The following is a 21,657-nucleotide window of genomic DNA, read 5'->3' on the forward strand; positions in this document are numbered from 1 at the left end:
GCCGCGGCCAGCCCCGACGGTTGCTCCAACCTGGGCTTGGGGTAGGGAGTGTCTCCCAGGTGCTGTTCCGAAGGGTCGCTTTAGGAATTGCGCCAGGCACGCATAGACTCATACCAGATTCGGTTAGTTCGTCACCGTTCGGTGACGAACTAACCCGACCAAAGGGAGTGCTCTAGGATTCAAAAAGATAGCCTCTTAGCGCTTTTTGTTTGAAGATTATCTTTTTGAATCCGGTATCATTCCGCGGGTTTTGCCAATCTACCCTGGCGCAACTGGGAACCCGAAAGCCAGGGCAAATCAAGAAAAATTCTGTTCAGGCGGCCCCGACGAAGGGGCGATGTGCTCGAGCACAACCCGCACCACCCCATCCAGGTCGAGGTGGCTAGTGTCGAGGATGATGGCATCCCTGGCGGGCGCACTCTGTTTTTTGTCGGCCTCGTCGCGCCGCATGATCTCGGCCAGCACGGTGTCGAAGGCAGCACCGCGTTCGGGGACGCGGCGCATGGCGCGCACTAGGGGGTTGGCGGTGAGGTAGAACTTGTAGCGGGCCTGGGGAAACACCGTGCTGCCCATGTCGCGCCCATCTACCACGAAGGGGGGCGGAATCTGGCGCAGCACCTGATTGACGTACTCGCGGATGGCCGGGCGCACCGCTACCGCAGAGACGATCTGGTCTACCTCGAGGCTGTGCAAAGCCTGGCTCACCTCGTGCCCGTCGAGGTAAACCAGGTTCTGGGTGGGGGTGGCCTTTAGCTCGAGGCGGTGCTTTTCCAGCCGATGCTCAATCTCCTCGGCAGAGGCATTCTCGAGCAAGCACATCAGGGCCACGGCCCGGTACAGCAGGCCGCTGGAGATGTAGGGAATGCCCAGGCGCTGGGCTACCAGCTTGGCTACGCTGGTTTTGCCCGAGGCGGAAGGGCCGTCTATGGTGATGATCTCGTTCATATTCGAGCAGGGGATTCCTAGCGAGGGCTGCGGCCTTTTGTGGGCCATGCGGTTCGGCACAGCCGAGCGCTGCGAGAGGGGTTTTATCGAAACGCAACTGCTTCCGGCTATTCCCGGCCAGCCAGGCGATCTAAGTCCTGCCAGAAGCTGGGAAAGCTGATACTGGCCCACTCGGCGTCCTGCACCGTGACCCCTTTGGGCAGACCACACACCGCAAAGGCCATGGCGATGCGGTGGTCGTGGAAGGGTTCGACCACCCCGCCCCCGGCCACGCTTCCCCCGCGAATCCTAAGCCAGTCGGGGCCCATCTCGACCGGCACCCCCAGGTTTTGCAGGTTTTTGGCGATGGCCGCCAGGCGGTCGGACTCCTTGACCCGGAGTTCCTCGAGGCCCGGAATATAGGTCTCGCCCTCGGCCCAGGCCGCCGCAGCCGCCAGGATGGGCACTTCGTCCACCATCAGGGGAATCAGTTTGGGGTCTACCGCCACCCCTTTGAGCGCCGAGGAGCGGGCCCGGATCCAGCCCACCGGCTCGCCGTCCTGCCCCTCGGTGACTTCCCAGCTCAGGTCGGCCCCCATCGCTTTGAGCACCGTAAGCAGCCCGGTGCGGGTGGGGTTCAGGCCCACCCCCTCGAGGGTGATCTCGGAATCGGGGGTGATGAGGGCGGCCACAATAAAGAAGGCCGCGCTGCTGAAATCGCCCGGAACGGTCAGGTCTTTGGCGGCGAAGGGTTCGGCCCGGCGGGTGCGAATCAGGTTGCCCTCGAGCTCGAGGGGCAGGCCGTAGTGCCTAAAGACCCGCTCGGTATGGTCGCGGGTGGGGGCGGGCTCCACCACTTCGGTGTCCTCTTCGGCAAAGAGCCCTGCCAGCAAAATGGCGCTTTTGACCTGGGCGCTGGCCACCGGCAGCTCGTAGTGGATACCCCGCAGCCCGCCGCCCCGGATGGCCAGCGGAGCCAGCTTGCTGTTTTCGCGGCCTTCGATGCGCGCGCCCATTTGGCGCAATGGGATGGTAACCCGATCCATGGGTCGCCGCCGCAGCGAGGCATCGCCGGTGAGCACCGCAAAGATTTCCTGCCCCGACAAGAGCCCTGCCACCAGCCGCATCAGGGTGCCGGCGTTGCCACAGTCCAGAATGTCGTCGGGTTCCTTGAGCCGCAGGCCCGCCCCCTTGATGCGAAAATGCTCGCCCTGCTCGGTAATCTCGGCCCCCAACTGGCGCATCACCTGGGCGGTGGAGAGGGTGTCGCCCGCCTTAAGCGGGTAGTAGAGGGTGCTTTCGCCCTGGGCCAGCGCACCCAGCATAAGCCCCCGGTGCGTGACCGACTTATCGCCGGGAACGCGCAGGGTGCCTTTGAGGGAATGGGTAGGGGAGATGAGCCGTTCCATAGGTCCAACCGGGATTATAGCCTTTGGTGGGAAAATTGACGCGCTTCCCAGAGTGTCTGAGAGTGAGATTCTGTTCAACTGTCTCCCAGGTACTTTTTCCCCTGTGGCATGTAGATCCTGGAAGTGCAAACATCTCCTTACTCCCGATGGCGTTTCAATTTTCGCCTATGAGAAGCCATTACCGAATACACGCTTGGAGCCAAAGGCCTCATCTACACCGCAGGTGACGTACGGTTTGTTGATTCAGGAGTGTTGATGTGCTTCAATACGTTCAATGGTAGTTACGAAGGTCTCCTCAATGTGGATGAGGTTCTGCCCTGGGAAGTCGAGTACAAACATGTGAGTGCTAATGACCGGACAATTCTAGGCAGAGGGCGTTTTGCTAAAGGCTTGACGGAGCGGCTTCCGGATTATCAAAGGAGGATCGAAGCTTTCAGACTACCTGTTTTAATCCAGGAGAAATTCCAGTGGGTGAATCCTACGAAAGACGCAAAAGCCCTCTACCAGGAGACCCTGCGCCTGCAAACGACCCTGTTGTAGAGGTAAGCGATCTGCATAAAGCGTATCCCCCTCGCAAGGTGCTGCGGGGGGTGAGCTTGCGTTTGTATGGGGGCGAAATTGTGGGGCTGCTGGGCCTCAATGGGGCGGGCAAGACCACCTTCATAAAACTGCTGGCAGGTCTGCTCGAGCCCGACGAAGGCCAGATAAAGCTGCTGGGCAGACCCCTCCACCCGGCCACCGTTCGAAGCGCCGTGGCCCTACTAAAAGAGGGCCAGCCGAGCTTTTCGGAGTTCCTGACGCCGCGGCAGTGCTTGCTGTACTACGGGCATCTTCTGGGAATCAAGAACCTCGAGGCCCGGGTAGCCCAGGCGCTCGATCTGGCCGATTTATTACTGGTTGCCGAGCGACCCCTGCTCGAGCTCTCCTTTGGAACCAAGCGCAGAACGGGCCTGGCCCTGGCCTATTTGAAGGAGGCCCGGCTGCTTCTGCTGGACGAGGCCAGCGCCGGACTGGATGTAAAGAGTGTGGCCACCTTACGCTCCGCGCTGCGGCGCTACGCTGCACAGGGCAACGCGGTCTTGCTAACCGGGCACGAGATGGGCTTTATGGAGGCCGTCTGCGACCGGGTGGTTCTGCTACACCAGGGCCAGGTCAGGGCCGATGGCCGGCTGCACGAGCTCGGCAAAAAATACGCGCTCAAGCAGTTCGTGGAGGTCTGGTACGAGGGCCAGCCCACAGTGGGCGAGACCTTGGAACAGCAGGACGGGCTGGTCAGGCTCAAACTTGATCTGCGCGAACTGGGTCTGCTGGATAGCCAGCGGGTACGCCAGGTAAGGCTTCATCAATCCATACTGGAACATCTGCTGCAGGAGGTGGATCGTGTGGAGGGCCGAATGGCTTAGGTTCTGGGCGGAGCTAAAGTTCTACCGGCAGATGTGGATTGGCAACCTGATCAACCAGGTACTCATTACCGCTGGGTTTTTTTGGGTGGTCTCCCTGCTGAGCCAGGCCACCCTTTCGGGTCTTTTAGCCCTGTTCTTCTGGCAGTACGTGAGCATCCCGCTTTCCAAAATATCCACGGACATCTGGGAGGAGTCCACCAGCGGAGCCTTCGAGCAGATGTACCTTCATGCCGCCCAACCTGCGTTGGTGCTGGTGGTGCGGTTGTTGAACTACCTGGCTCAGCAAACCGTGGTTGCGCTGCCGTTGTTCCTGGGCATGGCGCTGCTGTTTGGCTTTTCTCTGACTGACCTCTTCACCTACAACTGGGGAGGAATGCTCCTCACCCTGGGGGTTAGTCTGGCTGGATTCGTCGGGCTGGGGTTGGCTATGGGTGGAATTCTGCTCATATACCGGAACGCCATCGGCTATGCCAACGCCCTGGAGTACCTGCTGCTCTTTTTGAGTGGCGCGGTGGTGCCGCTTAGTCAGCTTCCCGCCTTCATCCAACCCCTGGCCTGGGGGCTGCCCTTGTCGCTGGGCATAGAGACCATTCGGCGATTGGAAAACGGAGGCCAGTGGGAGCTGACCCTGATGGCGCTGGTGGTGCAGTCTGTGTTCATGCTGGTCTTTGGCCTGGCCCTGTTTAACCACTGCCTGCGTCGCGCTTTGCGGCGGGGTTTTGCCATGAGCCGGTGATATGCGGAGGATGCTCCTGGGGGCGCGCTAGCACGCCCCCTGGGGTATTTTGCGCTCAGTCTGTCCGGTATAGTGACGGCATGGATGCTTTGCACAATGCTCCTGAGCCGCGCTACCGGGAAAAGGTTCGAACCGTTGCGGCCACCTTGCGCGAGCTCGAGGGCCCCATCATCATCGTTTCGCATGTGGATCCCGACGGCGATGCCGTGGGCTCTTCTTTGGGCCTATTCCGCGCCCTGAAGGCGCTGGACAAAAAGGTCACCTGGATTGCCGACCCTCCGCGCTTCCTGCGTTTTCTGGTTCGGGAAGACGAGTACAGCGACCCCGTGGATCATCTGCCGGAGGGGGCCACCCTGGTGGTGCTGGACTCGGCCGAACCAAGCCGCGTTGCGGGGGCGCCGGTGGAGGGGTTTGTCATCAACATTGACCACCACGGCACCAATCCGCGCTTTGGCTACCTTTCGCTGGTGGACCCTTCCAAAGCGGCCACGGCCCAGATCGTCAAAGACTTGATTGACGCGCTGGGGGTAAGCTGGACGCCCGAAATTGCCACCCCGGTGCTGACCGGCCTGATTACCGACACCGGCAACTTCCGTTTTGCCAACACCACCCCGGAGGTGCTGCACACGGCTGCCGAGCTGGTGGGGCACGGGGTGAAGCTGGCCGAACTGACCGACCGCTTACAGTGGCGTCCGGTGGGCTACTTCAAGGCCATGGGAGCGGTGCTTTCCACGGTGGGGTTTCACTTTGGCGGTCTTTTGGTAACGGCCCACATGCCCTCGGGCGTGAGCGTGGAAGACTCCGACGACTTTGTGGGCATCATCCGCTATGCCGAGGGTAGCCAGATTGCGGTCTTCCTGCGCGAACGCGAGGAGGGGGTAAAGCTCAGCATCCGCAGCCGCGGCGGGGTCTCGGCCCAGGCGGTGGCGGTGCGGCTGGGTGGCGGCGGCCACGTGCCGGCGGCGGGGGCCACCCTGCGGGGGGTGACCCTCGAGGAGGCCTACCGGCAGGTGCTGGCAGCGGTGGAAGAAGAGCTCAAGCGGGTGGGTTATATCTAGCTTGACGCCCAATCTTTCAGCACATACCATTGCATAGAACCTTACCCGGCCAGGGTAAGCGGTTCTTCTATCCAGAGCAGCGGAGGGAACGGCCCGACGAAGCTGCGGCAACCTGCGGGGGCTATCGCCCATTACCGAGAAAACCCCGCGTTTGGTGCCAAATCCGCCCCGGTGTCGCTAGGCACAGCAAAGACCCCAGGGGAAAGATGGAAGAAGGGACAGTGGCCCTTCTTCGAGCAGAACTGAAGGAGGGTGCATGGATTTTTCGAGCTTGGCTGTTTTAAGCGGGCTTCCCGCCCAAGACCCCTACCACGCGGTGGGGCTGCCGATTTATGCCACGGCGGCCTACGGCTTCACCGACCTGGAAGACGGCGCTTACAAGTTTGCCACCAACCAGGGCTACACCTATACCCGTATCCAGAACCCCACGGTGGCGGCCCTCGAGGCCCGCCTAACGGCCCTGGAGGGGGCGCTGGGGGCGGTGTGTCTGGCCTCGGGCCAGGCCGCCAGCTTTGCCAGCCTGCTGGCCCTGGTGCGCTCGGGCGACGAGGTGGTGGCCAGCCCCGGCCTGTTTGGCGGCACGGTGGGCCTCCTGAATCAGGTATTCGGCCTGATGGGGGTTCGGGTGCACTTTGTGGAGCCGGAGGTAGCGGCGGTTCGCGCAGTTTTGAACGAGAAGACCCGGGCCGTTTTCGTGGAGGTGCTGGGCAACCCCTCGCTAAAGCTCCCCGACCTGCAAGGGCTGGCCCGGCTTTGCGAGGAGCTCCAGGTGGCATTGGTGGTGGACAACACCTTTGGCGCGGTGGGGGCGCTGGCCCGGCCCTTGGAGCACGGGGCGCATGTGGTGGTACACAGCCTGACCAAGTGGGCCAGCGGGCACGGCTCGATTCTGGGGGGTGCGGTGCTCTCGCGGGAGACCGCCCTCTGGCAGCACTACCCGCAGTTTTCCAGCCCCGATGCCCAGGGCAAAATTCCCTGGGAACAGTTCGGCCCGCGATGTTTTCTGGAACGGGTGCGCCAGCTAGGGCTGTCGCTGGGTGGAATGGTGCTGTCGCCCTTTAATGCTTATCTGCTGTTTCAGGGCCTGGAAACCCTAACGCTGCGCCTGGAGCGGGCCAGCCAGACCGCCCTAATCCTGGCCCGCTGGCTCCAGGCCCAGCCCCAGGTGGCCTGGGTGCGCTATCCGGGCCTGCCCGGTGATCCGGCCCATCCACGGGCCGCCCAGTACCTGCGTGGGGGGTTTGGCAGCATCGTGACCTTTGGAATCCGGGGGGGTATGGAAGGGGCCAGCCGCTTCCTGGCTCATCTGAACATCCTCCAGGCCCCCAACGTGGGAGATGCCCGCACCCTGGCCGTGCACCCCTGGACCACCACCCACAGCCGCATTCCGGAAGAAGCCCGCCGGGCGGCGGGGGTGGGGCCGGAGATGATTCGCCTTTCGGTGGGGTTGGAAAGCCCCCAGGACCTCCAGCAGATGCTGGCCGCGGGCCTCCGGGCAGTGGAGCAGGTGGGCCATGAAGGTTAGTACCCTGCTGCAAAGCGGCCGACCCCTCTTCTCCTTCGAGTTTTTCCCGCCCAAAACCCCCCAGGGCGAGGCCGCGCTGTTTCGCACCCTGCACGAGCTAAAGCCCCTGAAGCCCGCCTTTGTCTCCATCACCTACGGGGCCGGAGGCGGCGAACGCGCCAAAACCGCCGAGTGGGCGGGGCGCATCCAAAACGAGGTGGGTCTGGTGGCCATGGCCCACCTGACCTGTGTGGGCAGCACCCGCGAGGAGCTCTTGACCATACTGCACGAGTATGCCCGGGTGGGGGTGCAAAACATCATGGCGGTGCGGGGCGACCCCCCCAAAGGTGCGCGGGAGTTTCAGCCGGTGGCCGGAGGGTTTCGCTATGCTTCCGAGCTTATCGCCCTGATTCGGGCCGAGTTTGGCGACCGCTTCGCCGTGGCCGGAGGGGGCTACCCGGAGGGGCATCCGGAGGCGGTGAGCCTCGAGGCCGACCTGCAAAACCTCAAGCAAAAAGTGGAGGCCGGTCTCGACTTGGTGATAACCCAGCTCTTCTTCAATAACGCCCTGTACTTTGGCTTCGTGGAGCGGGCCCGCCGCATCGGGATTCAGGTGCCCATCGTGCCGGGCTTGATGCCCATTACCGACCTGGCCCAGATTCGCCGTTTTATGGATATGTGTGGGGCTAGCATCCCGGGGCCGCTGCTCTCGCGCCTCGAGCGGGCCCAAAGCCCCGAGGAGGTGCTGGAAATTGGGGTCGAGCACACCACCCGTCAGGCCCAGGAACTGCTCGAGGCGGGCGTCCCGGGCATTCACCTCTACACCCTCAACAAATCGCCCGCTACCCGGCGGGTGATGCAAAACCTGCAAATGGTTCTGCGGTGACCTTTCGCCAGGACACATTTGGGGGCAAAATGAAGGGGCATGCAAACCTCGACAGCGGCCCCAGCTACCCAAAGCCTGACCCGCCTGAGCACTGGTTCGCGGGTACTCATGCGCGGTTTGCTTTTTACCCCCTCGGTTCCCCGTTATGTGGCTGCCAAGCTACTGGGCAAGCGGTATCCTCCCAGGGCCCTGTCCCTTCAACTGGCAAACCTGCCTGAACCAGAACGCCCCCCGGGTTTCGAGCGGCTAAAGGTGCGGCTGGCGGGCATCTGTGGCAGCGACCTGGCCCTGCTGTATGGTAAACAAGCCCCCACCCTCTCGGGCATGTTTTCTTTTCCGGCGGTGCTGGGGCACGAAATTCTGGCCGAGCTGGGGGGGGTACGGGTGGCGGTCAATCCGGTGCTGGCCTGCCTCGAGCGCGGTCTGCCGGACTGCCCGGCCTGCGCCAGGGGCGATGACCACCTTTGCCTCAACGTGGCCGAGGGCAACTTTGGCCCTGGTATGCTGGGCTTTTGCAAAGACCTGGGAGGTGGTTGGGCCCAGCGCATGGTGGCCCACCGCGAACGCATTTTTCCCATTGCCGAGGGTGTGCCCGACGAACGCGCCGTGCTGACCGAACCCGCGGCGGTGGTGCTGCACGGGCTGCGGCAGGCCTGGGGTGAGGGCAGGTCCCAGGCCAGATCCCGCGCAAACCCGCACACCCAGCGCATGGACTGGCCCGCCCAGGTACTGGTCATTGGAGCCGGAACCATCGGCCTGCTGGCCGTCAAAATGCTGCGGGTACTGGGCTTTCAGGGGCCTTTGTTTGCCGTGGCCCGCCACCCCCGCCAGGCTGAGCTGGCCCGGCTGTTTGGGGCCAACCAGGTCTTCCCCTCGACCCAGGAAGCCCAGCAAGCTGCCCAGGCCAGGCGCTACCGGGGCATCCTGGGCTCGCTCTCCTGGCGCGGCGGCTTTGAGGGGGTGGTGGAAGCCTCGGGTTCGCCTGCGGGACTGCAGGAAGCCAGCTGGGCGGTGCAAGAGGGGGGGCGGGTTTTGCTGCTGGGTGCCCCCGCCACGGCCTTCCACGACTTTTCGCCCTACTGGTTCCGCGAGGTTGGGCTTATTGGAAGCTATGCCTACAGCTGGGACGACTTTGCCCAGACGGTTGGGCTTTTGCCCGAGATGAGCGGGGTGGAGCAGATGGTTACGCACCAGTTTGCTCTGGAAGCCTGGCCCGAGGCCATCAAAACCGCGGTCAGGCGGCGGGGTATCAAGGTGGTGTTTAAGCCATAGCCACGCCAACAATCCGGGTGGCTGCTCAGCGCTCCAGGCCATCCCCGCAACCAAGTTACCTGCCCACGTATTTGCAGCACAGCAAGCAGTTTCCCGCAGATTGTGCCGGCCCGGGACGGGAGGATTTATGACTGGAGACAATGGTAAGGATCGAGCGATTGTCTGGATTGGGGTGTTGGTGCTGGTGGGATTTGGGGTTTTGCTGGTCTACATGTTTGGCCTGTTGAGCTCGAGCGAAACCACCTGGAACCGGGCCCTTTACCTTTTTTCTGGGGTTGAGGCCATTGCCTTTGCGGCGGCGGGGTATTTTTTTGGGCGGGAGGTGCACCGCACCCGGGCCGAACAGGCCGAGGCCCGGGCCTACCAGGCTGAACAGCAATGGCAGCAATGGAGCCAGCGGGCCCTCGAGGCCGAAACCAAAGGCCAGAGCCTGAGCGCTGCGGCAGACATGCTGGCTAAGCAGCACCCCGAACTGGAGCCGCTGGCCCAGATGGCCCAGACGCTTTTCCCCAGCAAACCTTAACCGCTGCTGCCCTTTTGCTGGCACGGGGTTTTGCGCTAGTCTGGAGGCACTATGCCCATCCGCGAATTCCGTATGGCCGACTACTCCAGCGTGCTGGCCCTCTGGCAGAATGCGGGCCTGGAAATAAACCCCTCCGATAGCTTTGAGGGCCTGCAAAAAAAGCTCGAGCGCGACCCCGACTTGTTTTTGGTGGTGGAGGAGGACGGCCAGATTCTGGGGGCTTTGCTGGCAGGCTACGACGGGCGGCGGGGCTGGCTGTACCACATGGCCATCCATCCCTTTGGTCAGGGGCAGGGCTGGGGTAAGCGGATGATGGAGGAGCTCGAGGCCCGCCTAAAAGCCAAAGGCTGCCAGAAACTCAACCTTCTGGTCGAGCCTTCTTACGCCGGAGCCCAGGACTTCTTCGAGCGGCTGGGCTACCGCCGCGACGACCTCATTTTTATGGAGAAGTGGCTGAGCTGAACCAGGTCTGGCTCCATCGCTGCAGCGTAGAACACAGGAACCCGAACCGGCAGGTTTGGCGGCCTCGGTTCCGCTGATGTGCTGTGGGAGAAGGGGTGGGGCTGCTGGGTTTTGCTCTCTTTTCACAACCAGGTAATACCAGATTCGGTTAGTTCGTCACCGAACGGTGACGAACTAACCCGACCGAAGGGAGTGCTCTAGGATTCAAAAAGATAGCCTCTTAGCGCTTTTTGTTTGAAGATTATCTTTTTGAATCCGGTATAAGGGCCATTGTGTTTGTCAGATTGGCGGGAATCCCAATTTCATATTACAATGAGATAATGTCGATAAAAAAGGGCAAATTGGCCGATTTGGGGTTTGACCCATCTGACATAGTTGCAGAGCGCAAAGCGCTATTGGATCGGCTGGGCGGGCTTACGGCAGGGCTGCTATCGGTGCGCAACGAGGAGTGGTTGTACATGCTGCAAGAGGACACCCGCCACTCGCTAGCCATCGAGGGGCATTTTGCCACCGAGCAGCAACTTAAGGCCGTGCTTCAGGGGCGCAGGAGTGGCCCCGAGATCGTTAATTACTTTCGCACTGCACAAAGCCTTTACGACTTGGCGTTGCAATACCACCTCGAGGGCCAGACGCACCTCGACCTGGCGCTGATTCGCCACATCCATAGCGAACTCTGGCGTGAGCTTGCACCCGACAGGGGGCGTTTTGCGACGGGGGGTGAGGCTCGGGTCATACAGGGGGCCAGGGTAAGTCCGCCTACCTACGATGTGGAAGAGTACATGCGGGCTTTCGTGCGGGTGACGCTGGAGCTTCTGCATAAGTACCCCATTTTGAAAGCCCTGGCTCGCTCACACACCCTTTTCGAGGCCATACACCCATTCAAGGACGGCAACGGACGGGCTGGACGGATTCTGCTGTGCTACCTGGCGATCAACCAAGGCTACGTACCCATTGTGATCAAGGGATTGAGCGAGGGCGAGCGCAATGTCTACTACCAGGCCCTCGAGGCGGCCGACCGGGGCTTCCACCGGGGCTTTCCTCCCCCGAAGCCGCACCAGCTGTTGGAGCGACTGGAGGAAGGGGACTTTACCCCGCTAGAGCAGTTGCTGCTCGAAGGTATGCTGCCCCGTCTGGATCAGACCATTGCCCTAACCCTGGCAGCTCGAACCCCTTTGATGGACTTGGAGGAGGTAGCCAAGGTGCTGGGCGTGCATAGGGGCACGCTATACCAGTGGCGTAAGCGCGGGCGTTTGATTGTGCTCAAGCGACAGGGACGGCGCACCGGTTTGCTAAGCCACCCGTGGCTCTTCCTGGGAACCCAGGATACCCCGGCCCAAACCCCGGAACACTTCCCCCCCATCCGCGAAAGCCAAGCAGGCCAGGCCACCAGTCTGTTCGACGCCGTGGTACAAAACACTGCCAATACCCGCTAGCGTGACATCCAGCAACCACTCGACTTAGAGCGGTTCCCATTGGTGAGGGGCTCAACGACGATGAAGAGCGCTCTAGAAACTCAAATCTATCTCCAAATCTTCCTGGGCTTTACGCCTGGCTGCCAAAGCCCCGCCCACAATAGTGAGCACAATGCCCACCATCAGATACACGTCCCCCAGGCTAATCACGTTGGTATATCCCAGTAGGCGCACCGGAATCACGTCGGCCAGAAACCAAAGCGGCGTGGAACTGGTCATCAGGGTATGTACCGCGTCGTACTGCTCTTGGAGTTTAGGCAGGTAAGACTCCATCCCTACTTTGTACAGCGCTTCGCTGCTAACGGGCATATGCCCTTTGTTGGCGAAAATAACCAGTGCGTTACACAATAGCCCGAGCCCCACAAACCATAGCCCGCGCAGGTGGGTGTTGACCCACAACCCGTATCCCACCAGCAGCAGCACCAGGGTTTTTGCCACAGGGCCTGCAATGCTGGGGGCGATCAGGCCGCGCGAGGTGGCGTAGGCCAGACTGCCCTCGAGCCCCGCCGCCACCACGAAGACCCAGGCTACTTTTAGCTCGAGGTTGGCGATGTCGCGGAGGCTGGCTCGGAGGGCGAGAGCGAGGGCGATTCCGATGAGTGCGCTGGCAAGGTATAGCGTCGTAAAAACTCCTTCCGATCTTTCCAGATGAGATTTTCTCGCCACAGGGCCTCGAAGTGCTTTACCACCTGCGGGTCGAACTGCCGCCCCGCCTGCACAATTATCTCATTCAGGGCTTCCTGGGGGGTTTTGGCGGGGCTATAGGCCCGGCCCGCAGTCATCGCTTCGTAGGCATCGGCCAGCGCGACAATGCGTGCCCAAAGCGGAATGGCCTCCTCCTTGAGCCTGCCGGGGTAGCCACTGCCGTCCCACCGCTCGTGGTGGTGCATGATAACCCCCTGCACCTCTTTAGACAGGCGGTGCTTCATGGGGCTCAGCACCTCCAATCCTTTGTTGGGGTGGGTTTTGATGAGCTCAAACTCCTCTTCGGTCAGCTTGCTGGGCTTGAGCAGAATAGAGTCCGGGATGGCCACCTTGCCGATGTCGTGTATGCGGGCTGCATAGGTAATGCGCTTTACATCGTGCTCGTCGAAGCCCATCCGCTCTGCAATGCTTTTGACAATGGCCGCCACCCGCTCCGAGTGCAGCCTTGTGTAGGGGTCTTTGGCATCCAGCGTAGAGACCAGCACCTCGATAGTGTCGTCGAAAGACTCCTCGACCTTTACCTTTTCGTCCCAGTAAAAGCTCGAGAAATAGAGCAACAGCATCATGAGCAGCACCGTAAACCCACCCCACCCCGCAATCAGGGGCGTCTGGTAGGCCTTGGCCAGCAGCAAGGCCACCGGTGCTTGCACCAGGTAGCTCATCCAGAGCCAGCTATAGTTTTCGAACCACACCTTGCGCAGACTGGCCCCGCTGGCCAGGTGAATCACATATGTGACGGTGCCTACATTGACCAGAAAGTACACAAGGGATGCTACAAGGATGCCCGTTATCTCGCGCAGGTGGGGGTCAAGGTTCAACTGCGTTTGCGACGCCCACCAGACCCAGGCCGCAAGGCCGGTGGCCAGGGCCGATTGTGTTCTGTTAAATAGATCTTTGTACCAGGGGTAGTCGGGTTTGCCAAAGTTTTTGCTAATGCTGAAGATAAAAACCAGGGCCGGGGCCAGCCAGGGAGGAAAGAGGGTTACGGCGGCGAGGTTCACCACAAAAGCATGTGACATAGTAGCCCCTAAGGGCAACTTGACGATTGTCCACCTCGCCAGCCATACCAGCCCAGCCCAAAAAGCCAGGTCGAGGGCGTTTAGGGTATAGCCATCCGCTGGAAGCCTGGATAAAAAAAACACCAGGCCGAAAAAGACCACCAGCAGGCCCAGGATGAACAGCAGGATGCGGGGCGGCGGCAGCGAAACCTTCACTGCCCCAGTCTAAAGGGGGCACAAAAAAAAGCGGGTGCGAATTGCACATCCGCACCCGCACAAGCGTTACGTGATTATTCCCAATTGGTGCCAGCGCCAGCAGCAACGGCCAGGGCAACCAGGGCGGCAACCAGGGTCATGATTTTGAAGGCGAGTTTTTTCATGTTTATCTCCTCCTAGACGGCTTGGAAGCGCTTTTGTTTTTTGACTTCCGGCCTTGTGGAAGACAATACCCCACGACCCCCTGTACGGTCAATGCGTACAGGGATACGTGCACTTGGTTTAGAATGTGCCTACATTACAATATACCTCAATTTTGTCTTGCCTACCGAAGTAGACACCCTAAGTGTAGACACCCCTTGCGAGGCAGGCTGTGATTTTTGCACCAAAAAAGGCGGCCAGGCGTTACGTGGCGCGGCTGGGCTTTGGGCAAACAAAAAGGCTGCTCTGGACAGCAGCCGTGGGTTCAAGATAGGGCCACATCGAAGGTGGTCTGGTCGAGGGTGAGCTCGAGCCGGTGTGCGGTTAGATCGCCCACAAACATGCGAAAACCTTTTTTGGGCGAAACCTTTGCGCTTTGCAGGGGGGTTCCTTCGGGGCTTATCAGGGTTATTTTGGCCGATCTAAAAGGGGCTCCGCCCTCGCGTAGCAACTGCCCGGCCAGCAGGGCCTGCTGGCCCTCTTGGCTGTAGCTAAGGTCGAAGTAGCAGTCGTCAACCTGATAAAGCCTGATCCAGCCGGGGCTGGAAGTGGCCGAGCGCACCCCTTGGTGGGCGCCGCTTTCGGAGGTCATGATGAGAATGGCGCTTTGCCTCATATGCATCTGCTTTGTCTAATGCCTTGCCGACGGTGTTTATCAAGCGATTAAAAGCAATCTGATTGGGGGGTGCACAAACTGCGTTGTGGCACCAGATAAGTCATTATAATCTAAAACAGTGGAGCGTTTATAGATGCCTAAAAAAACCCCAGGACAATACTTTTTAAGCAAAGGTATTTCCCCAGGTCGGCTGGCCGATCATCTCGAGCAGCTTTATCCGCTCGAGCGCGAGGTTTTGCTGGCAAGGGCTACGGGCGAAACGTTGCGGGCCATTGGTCAGCGGCTCAACCTGACCCCGGAGGGGGTGCGCCAGGTGGAGATTCGGGCCCTAAAAAAGCTCCAGGAAGAAGATACGCCTGCACAAGTACAGGGTCGCCGCTTTCGCCTGGCGGTTGAGCACCGTCTTGGGGTGCCGCTCGAGACTGCTGTCAAGGAGCTACCTGAGCCCGAGCCTACCCTGGTTTTGGCTTACGCCAGGGGCGAGCCGGTGGCCGACCTGGCCCCAAAGCTGGGCCTGAGCATTACCGAGGCCACCGCCCTGCGCGATAGGGCCATAGCACGCTTGCTGGGCGAGGATCGGGGCTCGAGGGCCGGCAAGTGGGTCGAGCTAAAAGCAGCGGTGGTGGCAGCATTGCGCGAGAGCCCCCTCACCTATGACGACCTCGAGGCCCGCTTTCCCATGTCGCGCAGACGGCTGATGAAGCTGATGCTCGAGCTGGTGAACGAAGGCCAGGCCGAGCTAACCGACGAGTACCCATTCCGCTTTGCGAGTGCCCAACCCGCATGAGCAGGCCCTGACAACAGCTCCAGTCCTTTGGCCCACCTCAAACAAAAAGCTTCTGTGGGGCGCATGCTTAAACCCTTGTTGCGCCTCTCGTACTGAAAACGCGCACCTCGCTGCGATCGAACCCGGACAAACCAACGCCCCCTTACGCAAAACCGCATAAGGGGGCATCTGGATCTGGTGGGCGCGATTGGACTCGAACCAACGACCCCTACCGTGTCAAAGTGATAAGACTCTTTCCGAGGCGTTCTGTATAACGCTAGGATGACCCGCAATTTACGTGTCCGGGACGCTAAAAATCAGATTGTTCTTCCTGCCGTTTTCCACCCCTTACTAAACCCCTTTACCCTTCCCGTTGCACCACGGTTGCACCACGGTTGCACCACATGGGGAGAACGCATCTGTGCTGCCTAACGGCATAGGTGACTGTTGCAGGTTGCAGGAAGTGGCGGGTTGGTATAGAATTTATCCATCTGCTGGTAGGTGCCCCAGCCCGGTGGCCCAGGTGGCTGGCGCAAAGCGCAAGCTGGGAGCGTCGATCAGCGGAGAGCCCCAGAGGACGGGAGCCCTGGGCGAGGGAAAATCACCGCTGCTGCCCTCAGCGTTAGCGCTGGGGGTTTTTGCTGCACCCCCGCGCAATCGAGGGGTTATGGAACCAAAAAAACAATTGCTGGACGTGGCGGGGCTTCGAGGAGAGTATGGCCTGGCACGGGATGTGGCCTATGCGCTGGCAAAACGGTTGCCGCATGTGCGGGTGGGCACTCGCTACCTTGTAAGGAGGGCGGATGTAGACGACTTTCTCTCTCAAGCCGCCCACAAGCGCTGTGACCTCCGGGCCGAGTTGAAAGCCCCCGCCATGCAGGGCGGGGCTGAGGGTTAGGGGGTGTGCTGTGCGACGCTACGTAAAGTATAGCACCCCCGAGCCGGAAACGCTACTCTCGCGGCTGGCTAACGTCCACCCCGCCGGACAGGGTAGGTGGCTGGCCTGCTGCCCGGCTCATCCCGACCGTACCCCAAGCCTGAGCATTCGCGCGGTGGACGGTAAAGTTTTGCTTTACTGCTTCGCCGGCTGCTCGCCTGACGCGATACTCTCGGCTGTCGGGTTGTCTTGGCGGGATTTGTACTCGGGGGGTAGCAAGCCCTGGCTGGCCCCTGGCTACTACCGCTCAACCCCTACCCCTGAGCGCCCTACAACCCCCTTCGAGGCCCGCGAGAAGTGGCAAAAGTGGTGGGATAGGGCAACGCCCAATCACCCCCTGCTCAGGGTATACCTACGTGCTCGAGGGTTGAGCATCACCCCACCCCCGACCCTGCGGCTGGCGACTTGGGAAGGCAAACACTTCATGCTCGCCCGCGTCCTTGATGCCAGGGGTGAGCTTTGTGGGATGCACATAACCGAACTGCTGCCTGATGGCTCAGGACGGGTTAGTAAGCGCCTAGCGAAGGGCACACACCCCCTGGGTGGGAGTATCCGGCTTTATCCCTTCGAGGGCAGTACACCCCTGGCCCTGGCCGAGGGTATCGAAACTGGCCTTGCCGTCCACCAAGCCACCGGCTGGCCCGTATGGGCTTGTGTAAGCGCTATCGGACTCGAGCGGGTACAGCTACCGGCTGAGGCCCTCGAGGTAGTGATTGCGGCTGACCATGACAAGGCCGGCCTCGAGGCCGCTAACGCCCTGGCCCGTAGGTTACTCGGAGAGAACCGAAGGGTTCGGCTGGCTACTCCACCGCAGGCCGGCACCGATTGGTTGGACATGGTAGCAGGGGGTGTTGCGTGACCGCCCGCGATTTGCTCACCCAAGCCTTCGAGGTAACGCCTGAGCAGGTATGGCCCACCCCTGAGCCGCTAGACGGGCTCGAGGTTCCCACCCTTCCGAGCTTCGATGCCCTAAAGCTGCTTCCTCAACCGCTAGGGCCCTGGGCAGTGGATACCGCCGAGCGGATGAACGCACCGGTGGAGTTTACCGCTACCGCCGCGCTTGTCGCCCTGGCTGGGGTGGTAGGCAACCGCGTGTTGGTAGCCCCCGACCCCGAGGCCGACCCTGGCTGGTTCGAGGCCGGCAACCTGTGGGGGCTGTTGGTAGGGGAGCCGGGAAGCAAAAAGAGCCCGGTGATGGAGCGGGCATTTGCCCCCGTACACGCGATTGAGGCCGAGCTACACCGCGAGAATCAACGGGCGCAGGATGAGTGGGAGATAGACCGCCGCAACCGCAAGAAGGGCGACCCGGTGACCGAGGATGACCTGCACCCCCCGGCTGAGCAGGCCCTGCTTTGCCACGACATCACGCCGGAGAAACTCGCCGACCTGCTCGAGCACAACCCCTCGGGACTGGTGACCTTCCAGGATGAGCTACTCGGGCTGGTGGCATCCTGGGAGCGCCCGGAGAAAAGCGGGGAGCGGCAGTTTTATCTCAAGCTATGGAACGGGCTTAGCCCCCACACGGTCAAGCGCATCAAGCGAGGCAGTCACTACCTGCCCATGTGCACCCTATCTCTGATTGGCGGGACGCAACCTGGCCCCCTGCGCCGCTACATCCTCGAGGCCGCCAAGGGCTGGAACAATGACGGGTTACTGCACCGCTTCCAACTGCTCGCGGTGGGGGAGCTACCCGAATACCGCCGGACGGTCAGACCGCCCAACACCTTGCAAGCGGATTACGCCAACCTGCTACAAAACCTGTGGCAGATTACCAACCACGGCTTGAGCTACCCCCAGGTAGAGCTGCGCCCTGGTATCACCCGCCCGGTGATGACCTTCTCACCCGAGGCCCAAGAGCTGTACCTGCAATGGCAAGAGCAGACCGCCAGGGAGAGCCGTCAAGCAAGCACCCCCACCCTCAAGCGCTCGCTACTCGAGAAGCAAGGGGGGCTGGTGGCAAAGCTGGCTATGTTGCTCGAGCTTGCCGAACGGTGGGGGGATTCACAGCGCGAGGCAGTGGAGGACTCGCGCCACCACATCCGCCCGCTAAGCACCGCCCGCGCTATCGCCCTGGCTAACCTGTACCGTGACCACGCCCTGTACACCTGGTGGGAGGCCATCCGCCCGGAGATTCAAGGGGCTCACGCCCTCGCTAAGCGCATCCTCGAGCGCACCCAGACCAAGAGCGCTTTCACCTACGAGCGCTTCACCGTCCGGGACATCCAGCGCAGTAACTGGAAGGGACTAAACGACCCTGGCGCGGTTGAGCGGGCTTTGGGAGAACTCGAAGCAAGGGGGTGGATACGCCGGGACGGTAAAGCCTGGATTCCCAACCCCCGATTGTGGGAGGGTAGCCATGCCTAACCTGACCGACCCTCACCAAGCCCTCGAGCTTGTGCACGCTCTACTCTCAAAAAGCACTGACACACTGACGCTAAGGGCAGAAAATACGTCCAGGACGGAGCAAACGAGCGTCAGTGTGCATAGCGACACCGCAATGACACTCACTGACACCACCCCCCTGCGTGCAGTGAGTGTCAGTGTGCCATCAGTGCATACAATGACGGTCACTAACACCGTACAGGACGAGAAAAACCCCTCGAGTGTCAGTGCGTCAGTGCATTTTCCAAGTAAAGAGATGCCAACCCGTGACCCCGACCCTTCAGGGTGTCCCACCCACTGGCAACGGGTACCGGAGCTACCCCCTCGAGGCTCAAGGGTGGCTATGGTGGACGAGGGGGGTTTTGGCAACCTGTACCGCTTCAAGATTGGCGGCACGTGGTACTTGTTGAAGTTTCTGCCCCCCTACAACGGCACGGTGTCCATCACCGACCCGCAGGGCACGGTGCGGGTGTTGGCTTCCTTGGAGGAGGCCGCAGTGTTTTTAGCTGCCACCCTTGGGCGCTGCACGGCTAGGGGAGGGGATACCATCGAGGAGTGACGATGAACGCGAGTAAACCCAAGCGCTTACGCCGCCGTAAACCTGGCGATTTAGGACAGCTCCGCGCCGTGCTGTGGGGGATGCTGCTCGAGGCTGAGCACATCGCCCAGGACAGGACTTTAGACGAGAACATCCGCTTGAAAGCCATTAGCGCCCTGGCGACCGCCGCCGGAGCTTATCTCAAAGCCACAGAACAGGGCGACCTCGAGAACCGCCTGAAGGCCCTCGAGGAGCGCTTGAAACTGATGGGTGATGCCCGACTAAGGCAGGTGATGTGATGGACTCGAACCTACTAAACAAGCTGGAGCGTCTTCTAGGCGAAGCCACACCGACGGTGATTGTTGTCACCTACACAGGGGGTGATGGCGAGGTGCTGTCACCAAGCGCAGAAGAGATAGAGGCCGCCCGCCAATGTGCCATTGAGGAGGGCTTGCCCCACATCGTGGTTTATCCCGATGGGTACGCCCGAGATTAGCGACCATGCCAACCTTCAACTACGAACGCGCCGCCGCTATCCTGGCTGAAGCTGTGACCGCTGGCGACCTGGAAACCTGCCGCAAGTACGGAATCAGCCCCCGAACCTTGCGCAACTACCGCGCCCGATTGAACCGTGACCCCCATCTTGCCGCTTTTTTCCGCGAGAAGCGCCAAGCCCTGGAGGGGGACTGGGTAGGCGAGGTGCAGAAGGCCATCCTCGAGGGGCTGCGCTTTTTGCGTCTTGCCACGCAACGCGCCGACCCTTCCGACCCGCGAGCCGTCACCGCGATAGCCGAAGCCCTCAAGGTAATGTTCGAGCTCGAGATGACCCGCGAGGTGATAACCGCCCGGCTCGAGGGTACCCACCGGCTGAACTGAGGGGTTGTAGCCCCAGTGTCTACCACTAGGCCCCCCGCTCGAGGGGCCTTATCGTTCGTTTTATGCGGTCGCCCTAAAGAGCCCCGAGCAGGACGGGATTTATAACCCCTTGAGGCCTGCACTAGCCCTATGCGCTTGTGGTAAATCTTGGCAAATCCCAACGTCTAAATCTGGCTAGACAAAAGCGTGCTTATATTCGTTAGTACGCATTAGGCTTGTGTCTTGGGGGCACCTTTCCGCTTAGGGAAATATCATTATCGAGCCCCACGATGCTATAATGACCTTATGCCAGACAAAAACCATCATGTGGGGAGGGTTCGACCGCCAAAAGAGCGCCGCCTAGCTGTGTTGGGAGTGGAGGCCCTGGGGCCGGATGAGGTGAGCGCAAAGCCACGGGTGAGGCTGCGTAGGGAGGTATTGGCGCTGCTCGAGGGGATGACTCCCACACAACGCGGTGAAGCGCTGCTCAAGGGGCTCGAGGTGCTCGGGGCGTTGGAGGTGCGAGATGGCGAAGAGCAAGCCTGAACCTCGTAAGCGAGCCAACGGCTTGGGCACTAAACCCGTGAAACGCGGCAATTCTTGGAGCATCCAAGTAACGCTAGGCCGCCGTCCTGACGGGAAGCTCGACCGCCGCCGGGTGACGGGGCGCACCCCAGAAGAGGCCGCACAAAAAGCCCGTGAGCTTCAGGTAGCCGCTGCTCAAGGGATGCTCGCTACCCATGAACGCACGACGGTTGCAGAGTGGTTGGGGATATGGCTTGGAGGTAAAGCAACCCAATCCGCCCCCACTTACCGGCTCAAGCTCGAGGCCCACGCCAAGCACATCACCCAACACCTGGGCAGCGTAGAGCTTCGCAAGCTCAGGCCGGGGCACGTACACACTTTTTTGCGCTTCCTGGAAAGCAAGGGGCTCGCCCCTTCCTACCGCCGCGAGGTGCTGAGCACGTTAGAGGCTGCTTTAGAGCGGGCCATGCTGTTAGAGCTTATCCCCCGCAACCCCGCCCGTCCGGTGAAGCTCGAGGCCGCCCCCGTGACCCGCAAGGTCAAAGCGTGGGATGCCCCCACCGTGGCCCGGTTTCTGGAAGCCGCCCGGGGCTACCGCCTGTACCCGCTGCTATATCTGGGCTTCGCCACCGGGCTACGCCGGGAGGAACTGCTAGGGTTACGCTGGAAAGACGTTGACCTCGAGAGCCGCACCCTGCGGGTAGAGCAGGTGTTGGTGCCCGTCGGAGGCAGCTACCACATAGGCCCACCTAAGACCCGCGCCAGCCGCCGGGTGATAGGCTTCGGGCCGGATGTGGCTGCTGTGCTGGAGGCGTGGAAGGCCAAGCAAGGCGAAGAGCGCCGCATCCTGGGTAATGAGTGGCACGACTCGGGCTTGGTGTTTGCCTCGAGCACCGGTCATCCCCTTCACCCCCGCAACGTGAACCGGGACATAAGCCAAATCATCAAGACCCACAATGCGAAGCGGGGCAAAGAGCTTAGAAAGGCCATGCGGGGGCAACCCGAAGAGGAAGTGAAACGGGCCATTGAAGTGGTCATGCTGCCCCACCTGAGCCCGCACATGATGCGCCATACCCACGCTACCCTACTCGCGCAAAAGACCCGGCAAATCGAGTTGGTGAGCCGCCGCCTGGGGCACTCCCGCCCCTCCGTCACGCTCGACATTTACCGCCATGTCGCAGCGTGGGAGCTTGAAGAGGTGGCCCTGCCCCTGACCGAGCTTCTGACCCCCTCCCCCCGCACGCTGAACTAGGCACGTTGCACCACGGT

At 61.3% G+C, this 21,657-nt stretch carries 24 protein-coding genes and 1 riboswitch; of the genes, 19 read left to right on the forward strand and 5 right to left on the reverse strand.

The features are described 5' to 3' along the window. Positions 1-297 precede the first annotated feature (297 nt). Entirely contained in the window at positions 298-945 is a 648-nt protein-coding gene (gene cmk / locus Q355_RS0104950) for a (d)CMP kinase (protein WP_027876778.1), read from the reverse strand. A gap of 107 nt (positions 946-1,052) precedes the next feature. Continuing rightward, positions 1,053-2,333, reverse strand: a complete 1,281-nt coding sequence (gene aroA, locus Q355_RS0104955) for a 3-phosphoshikimate 1-carboxyvinyltransferase (protein WP_027876779.1) — start codon at positions 2,331-2,333, stop codon at positions 1,053-1,055. Positions 2,334-2,588: 255 nt separating this feature from the next. On the opposite strand from aroA, the gene Q355_RS16660 reads away from it, so the two are divergent. The 10 genes from Q355_RS16660 (at position 2,589) to Q355_RS0105005 (ending at position 11,610) form a co-directional block, all read left to right on the forward strand. After that, the gene (locus Q355_RS16660; protein WP_156941870.1) at positions 2,589-2,873 is read left to right on the forward strand and encodes a hypothetical protein; all 285 of its coding nucleotides are present in this window, start codon (positions 2,589-2,591) and stop codon (positions 2,871-2,873) included. Positions 2,874-2,923: 50 nt separating this feature from the next. Continuing rightward, positions 2,924-3,736, forward strand: coding sequence for an ATP-binding cassette domain-containing protein (locus Q355_RS15385; RefSeq protein ID WP_169735535.1), 813 nt, complete (start codon positions 2,924-2,926; stop codon positions 3,734-3,736). Next, positions 3,714-4,472: an ABC transporter permease gene (locus tag Q355_RS0104970; protein ID WP_027876780.1), complete on the forward strand. Its 759-nt coding sequence runs from the start codon at positions 3,714-3,716 to the stop codon at positions 4,470-4,472. Before Q355_RS15385 ends, Q355_RS0104970 begins: the two co-directional genes overlap by 23 nt. An 80-nt stretch (positions 4,473-4,552) precedes the next feature. Then, positions 4,553-5,530 (forward strand): DHH family phosphoesterase, encoded by a 978-nt coding sequence (locus Q355_RS0104975; protein ID WP_027876781.1) that lies wholly within the window; start codon positions 4,553-4,555, stop codon positions 5,528-5,530. Between the two features lie 64 nt (positions 5,531-5,594). Continuing rightward, positions 5,595-5,743: riboswitch (SAM riboswitch) on the forward strand. Positions 5,744-5,786: 43 nt separating this feature from the next. After that, positions 5,787-7,055 (forward strand): O-acetylhomoserine aminocarboxypropyltransferase/cysteine synthase family protein, encoded by a 1,269-nt coding sequence (locus Q355_RS0104980; RefSeq protein ID WP_027876782.1) that lies wholly within the window; start codon positions 5,787-5,789, stop codon positions 7,053-7,055. Beyond that, on the forward strand, positions 7,045-7,920 hold the full coding sequence (metF, locus tag Q355_RS0104985; RefSeq protein ID WP_027876783.1) for a methylenetetrahydrofolate reductase [NAD(P)H]: 876 nt from the start codon (positions 7,045-7,047) through the stop codon (positions 7,918-7,920). Before Q355_RS0104980 ends, metF begins: the two co-directional genes overlap by 11 nt. A 108-nt stretch (positions 7,921-8,028) precedes the next feature. Further along, entirely contained in the window at positions 8,029-9,192 is a 1,164-nt protein-coding gene (locus tag Q355_RS0104990) for a zinc-dependent alcohol dehydrogenase (protein ID WP_027876784.1), read from the forward strand. Between the two features lie 127 nt (positions 9,193-9,319). Continuing rightward, positions 9,320-9,715, forward strand: a complete 396-nt coding sequence (locus Q355_RS0104995; RefSeq protein WP_027876785.1) for a hypothetical protein — start codon at positions 9,320-9,322, stop codon at positions 9,713-9,715. Positions 9,716-9,766: 51 nt separating this feature from the next. Beyond that, positions 9,767-10,177 (forward strand): GNAT family acetyltransferase, encoded by a 411-nt coding sequence (locus Q355_RS0105000; RefSeq protein WP_027876786.1) that lies wholly within the window; start codon positions 9,767-9,769, stop codon positions 10,175-10,177. Between the two features lie 320 nt (positions 10,178-10,497). Further along, positions 10,498-11,610 carry a Fic family protein gene (locus Q355_RS0105005; protein WP_027876787.1) on the forward strand — a complete coding sequence of 371 codons (1,113 nt, stop codon included), beginning with the start codon at positions 10,498-10,500 and terminating at the stop codon, positions 11,608-11,610. A 72-nt stretch (positions 11,611-11,682) separates the two neighbouring features. On the opposite strand, the gene Q355_RS15390 is transcribed toward Q355_RS0105005, so the two are convergent. The 3 genes from Q355_RS15390 to Q355_RS0105025 all read right to left on the reverse strand — a co-directional run bounded on the left by Q355_RS15390 (position 11,683) and on the right by Q355_RS0105025 (position 14,391). Beyond that, a complete protein-coding gene (locus Q355_RS15390; RefSeq protein WP_245597491.1) occupies positions 11,683-12,165 on the reverse strand; it encodes a DUF5317 domain-containing protein in 483 nt (160 codons plus the stop codon). Between the two features lie 17 nt (positions 12,166-12,182). Then, a complete protein-coding gene (locus Q355_RS0105015; protein ID WP_027876788.1) occupies positions 12,183-13,568 on the reverse strand; it encodes an HD-GYP domain-containing protein in 1,386 nt (461 codons plus the stop codon). 466 nt (positions 13,569-14,034) lie between these two features. Further along, positions 14,035-14,391, reverse strand: coding sequence for a hypothetical protein (locus Q355_RS0105025; RefSeq protein ID WP_245597492.1), 357 nt, complete (start codon positions 14,389-14,391; stop codon positions 14,035-14,037). 127 nt (positions 14,392-14,518) lie between these two features. Here Q355_RS0105025 and Q355_RS0105030 point away from each other — a divergent pair, with 127 nt between their 5' ends. The 9 genes from Q355_RS0105030 (at position 14,519) to Q355_RS15395 (ending at position 21,640) form a co-directional block, all read left to right on the forward strand. Next, positions 14,519-15,172 (forward strand): sigma factor-like helix-turn-helix DNA-binding protein, encoded by a 654-nt coding sequence (locus Q355_RS0105030; RefSeq protein WP_027876790.1) that lies wholly within the window; start codon positions 14,519-14,521, stop codon positions 15,170-15,172. A 646-nt stretch (positions 15,173-15,818) separates the two neighbouring features. Continuing rightward, positions 15,819-16,049, forward strand: coding sequence for a MerR family transcriptional regulator (locus Q355_RS16665; protein ID WP_156941871.1), 231 nt, complete (start codon positions 15,819-15,821; stop codon positions 16,047-16,049). A 10-nt stretch (positions 16,050-16,059) separates the two neighbouring features. Continuing rightward, positions 16,060-16,947 carry a toprim domain-containing protein gene (locus Q355_RS0105040; RefSeq protein ID WP_084496057.1) on the forward strand — a complete coding sequence of 296 codons (888 nt, stop codon included), beginning with the start codon at positions 16,060-16,062 and terminating at the stop codon, positions 16,945-16,947. After that, positions 16,944-18,452 carry a DUF3987 domain-containing protein gene (locus Q355_RS0105045; protein ID WP_027876793.1) on the forward strand — a complete coding sequence of 503 codons (1,509 nt, stop codon included), beginning with the start codon at positions 16,944-16,946 and terminating at the stop codon, positions 18,450-18,452. The genes Q355_RS0105040 and Q355_RS0105045 overlap by 4 nt, the downstream gene beginning before the upstream one ends. Before the next feature lie 274 nt (positions 18,453-18,726). Further along, on the forward strand, positions 18,727-19,029 hold the full coding sequence (locus Q355_RS0105050; RefSeq protein ID WP_156941872.1) for a hypothetical protein: 303 nt from the start codon (positions 18,727-18,729) through the stop codon (positions 19,027-19,029). A 2-nt stretch (positions 19,030-19,031) separates the two neighbouring features. Further along, positions 19,032-19,307, forward strand: coding sequence for a hypothetical protein (locus Q355_RS0105055; protein ID WP_036258703.1), 276 nt, complete (start codon positions 19,032-19,034; stop codon positions 19,305-19,307). 202 nt (positions 19,308-19,509) lie between these two features. Then, on the forward strand, positions 19,510-19,884 hold the full coding sequence (locus Q355_RS0105065; protein ID WP_027876797.1) for a hypothetical protein: 375 nt from the start codon (positions 19,510-19,512) through the stop codon (positions 19,882-19,884). A gap of 285 nt (positions 19,885-20,169) precedes the next feature. Next, complete coding sequence (locus tag Q355_RS0105070; protein WP_027876798.1) at positions 20,170-20,409, forward strand: hypothetical protein; 240 nt, start codon at positions 20,170-20,172, stop codon at positions 20,407-20,409. Continuing rightward, positions 20,390-21,640 carry a tyrosine-type recombinase/integrase gene (locus Q355_RS15395; RefSeq protein ID WP_084496058.1) on the forward strand — a complete coding sequence of 417 codons (1,251 nt, stop codon included), beginning with the start codon at positions 20,390-20,392 and terminating at the stop codon, positions 21,638-21,640. Before Q355_RS0105070 ends, Q355_RS15395 begins: the two co-directional genes overlap by 20 nt. Positions 21,641-21,657 lie beyond the last annotated feature (17 nt).

Source organism: Meiothermus cerbereus DSM 11376 (genome assembly GCF_000620065.1).
GTDB lineage: Bacteria > Deinococcota > Deinococci > Deinococcales > Thermaceae > Meiothermus > Meiothermus cerbereus.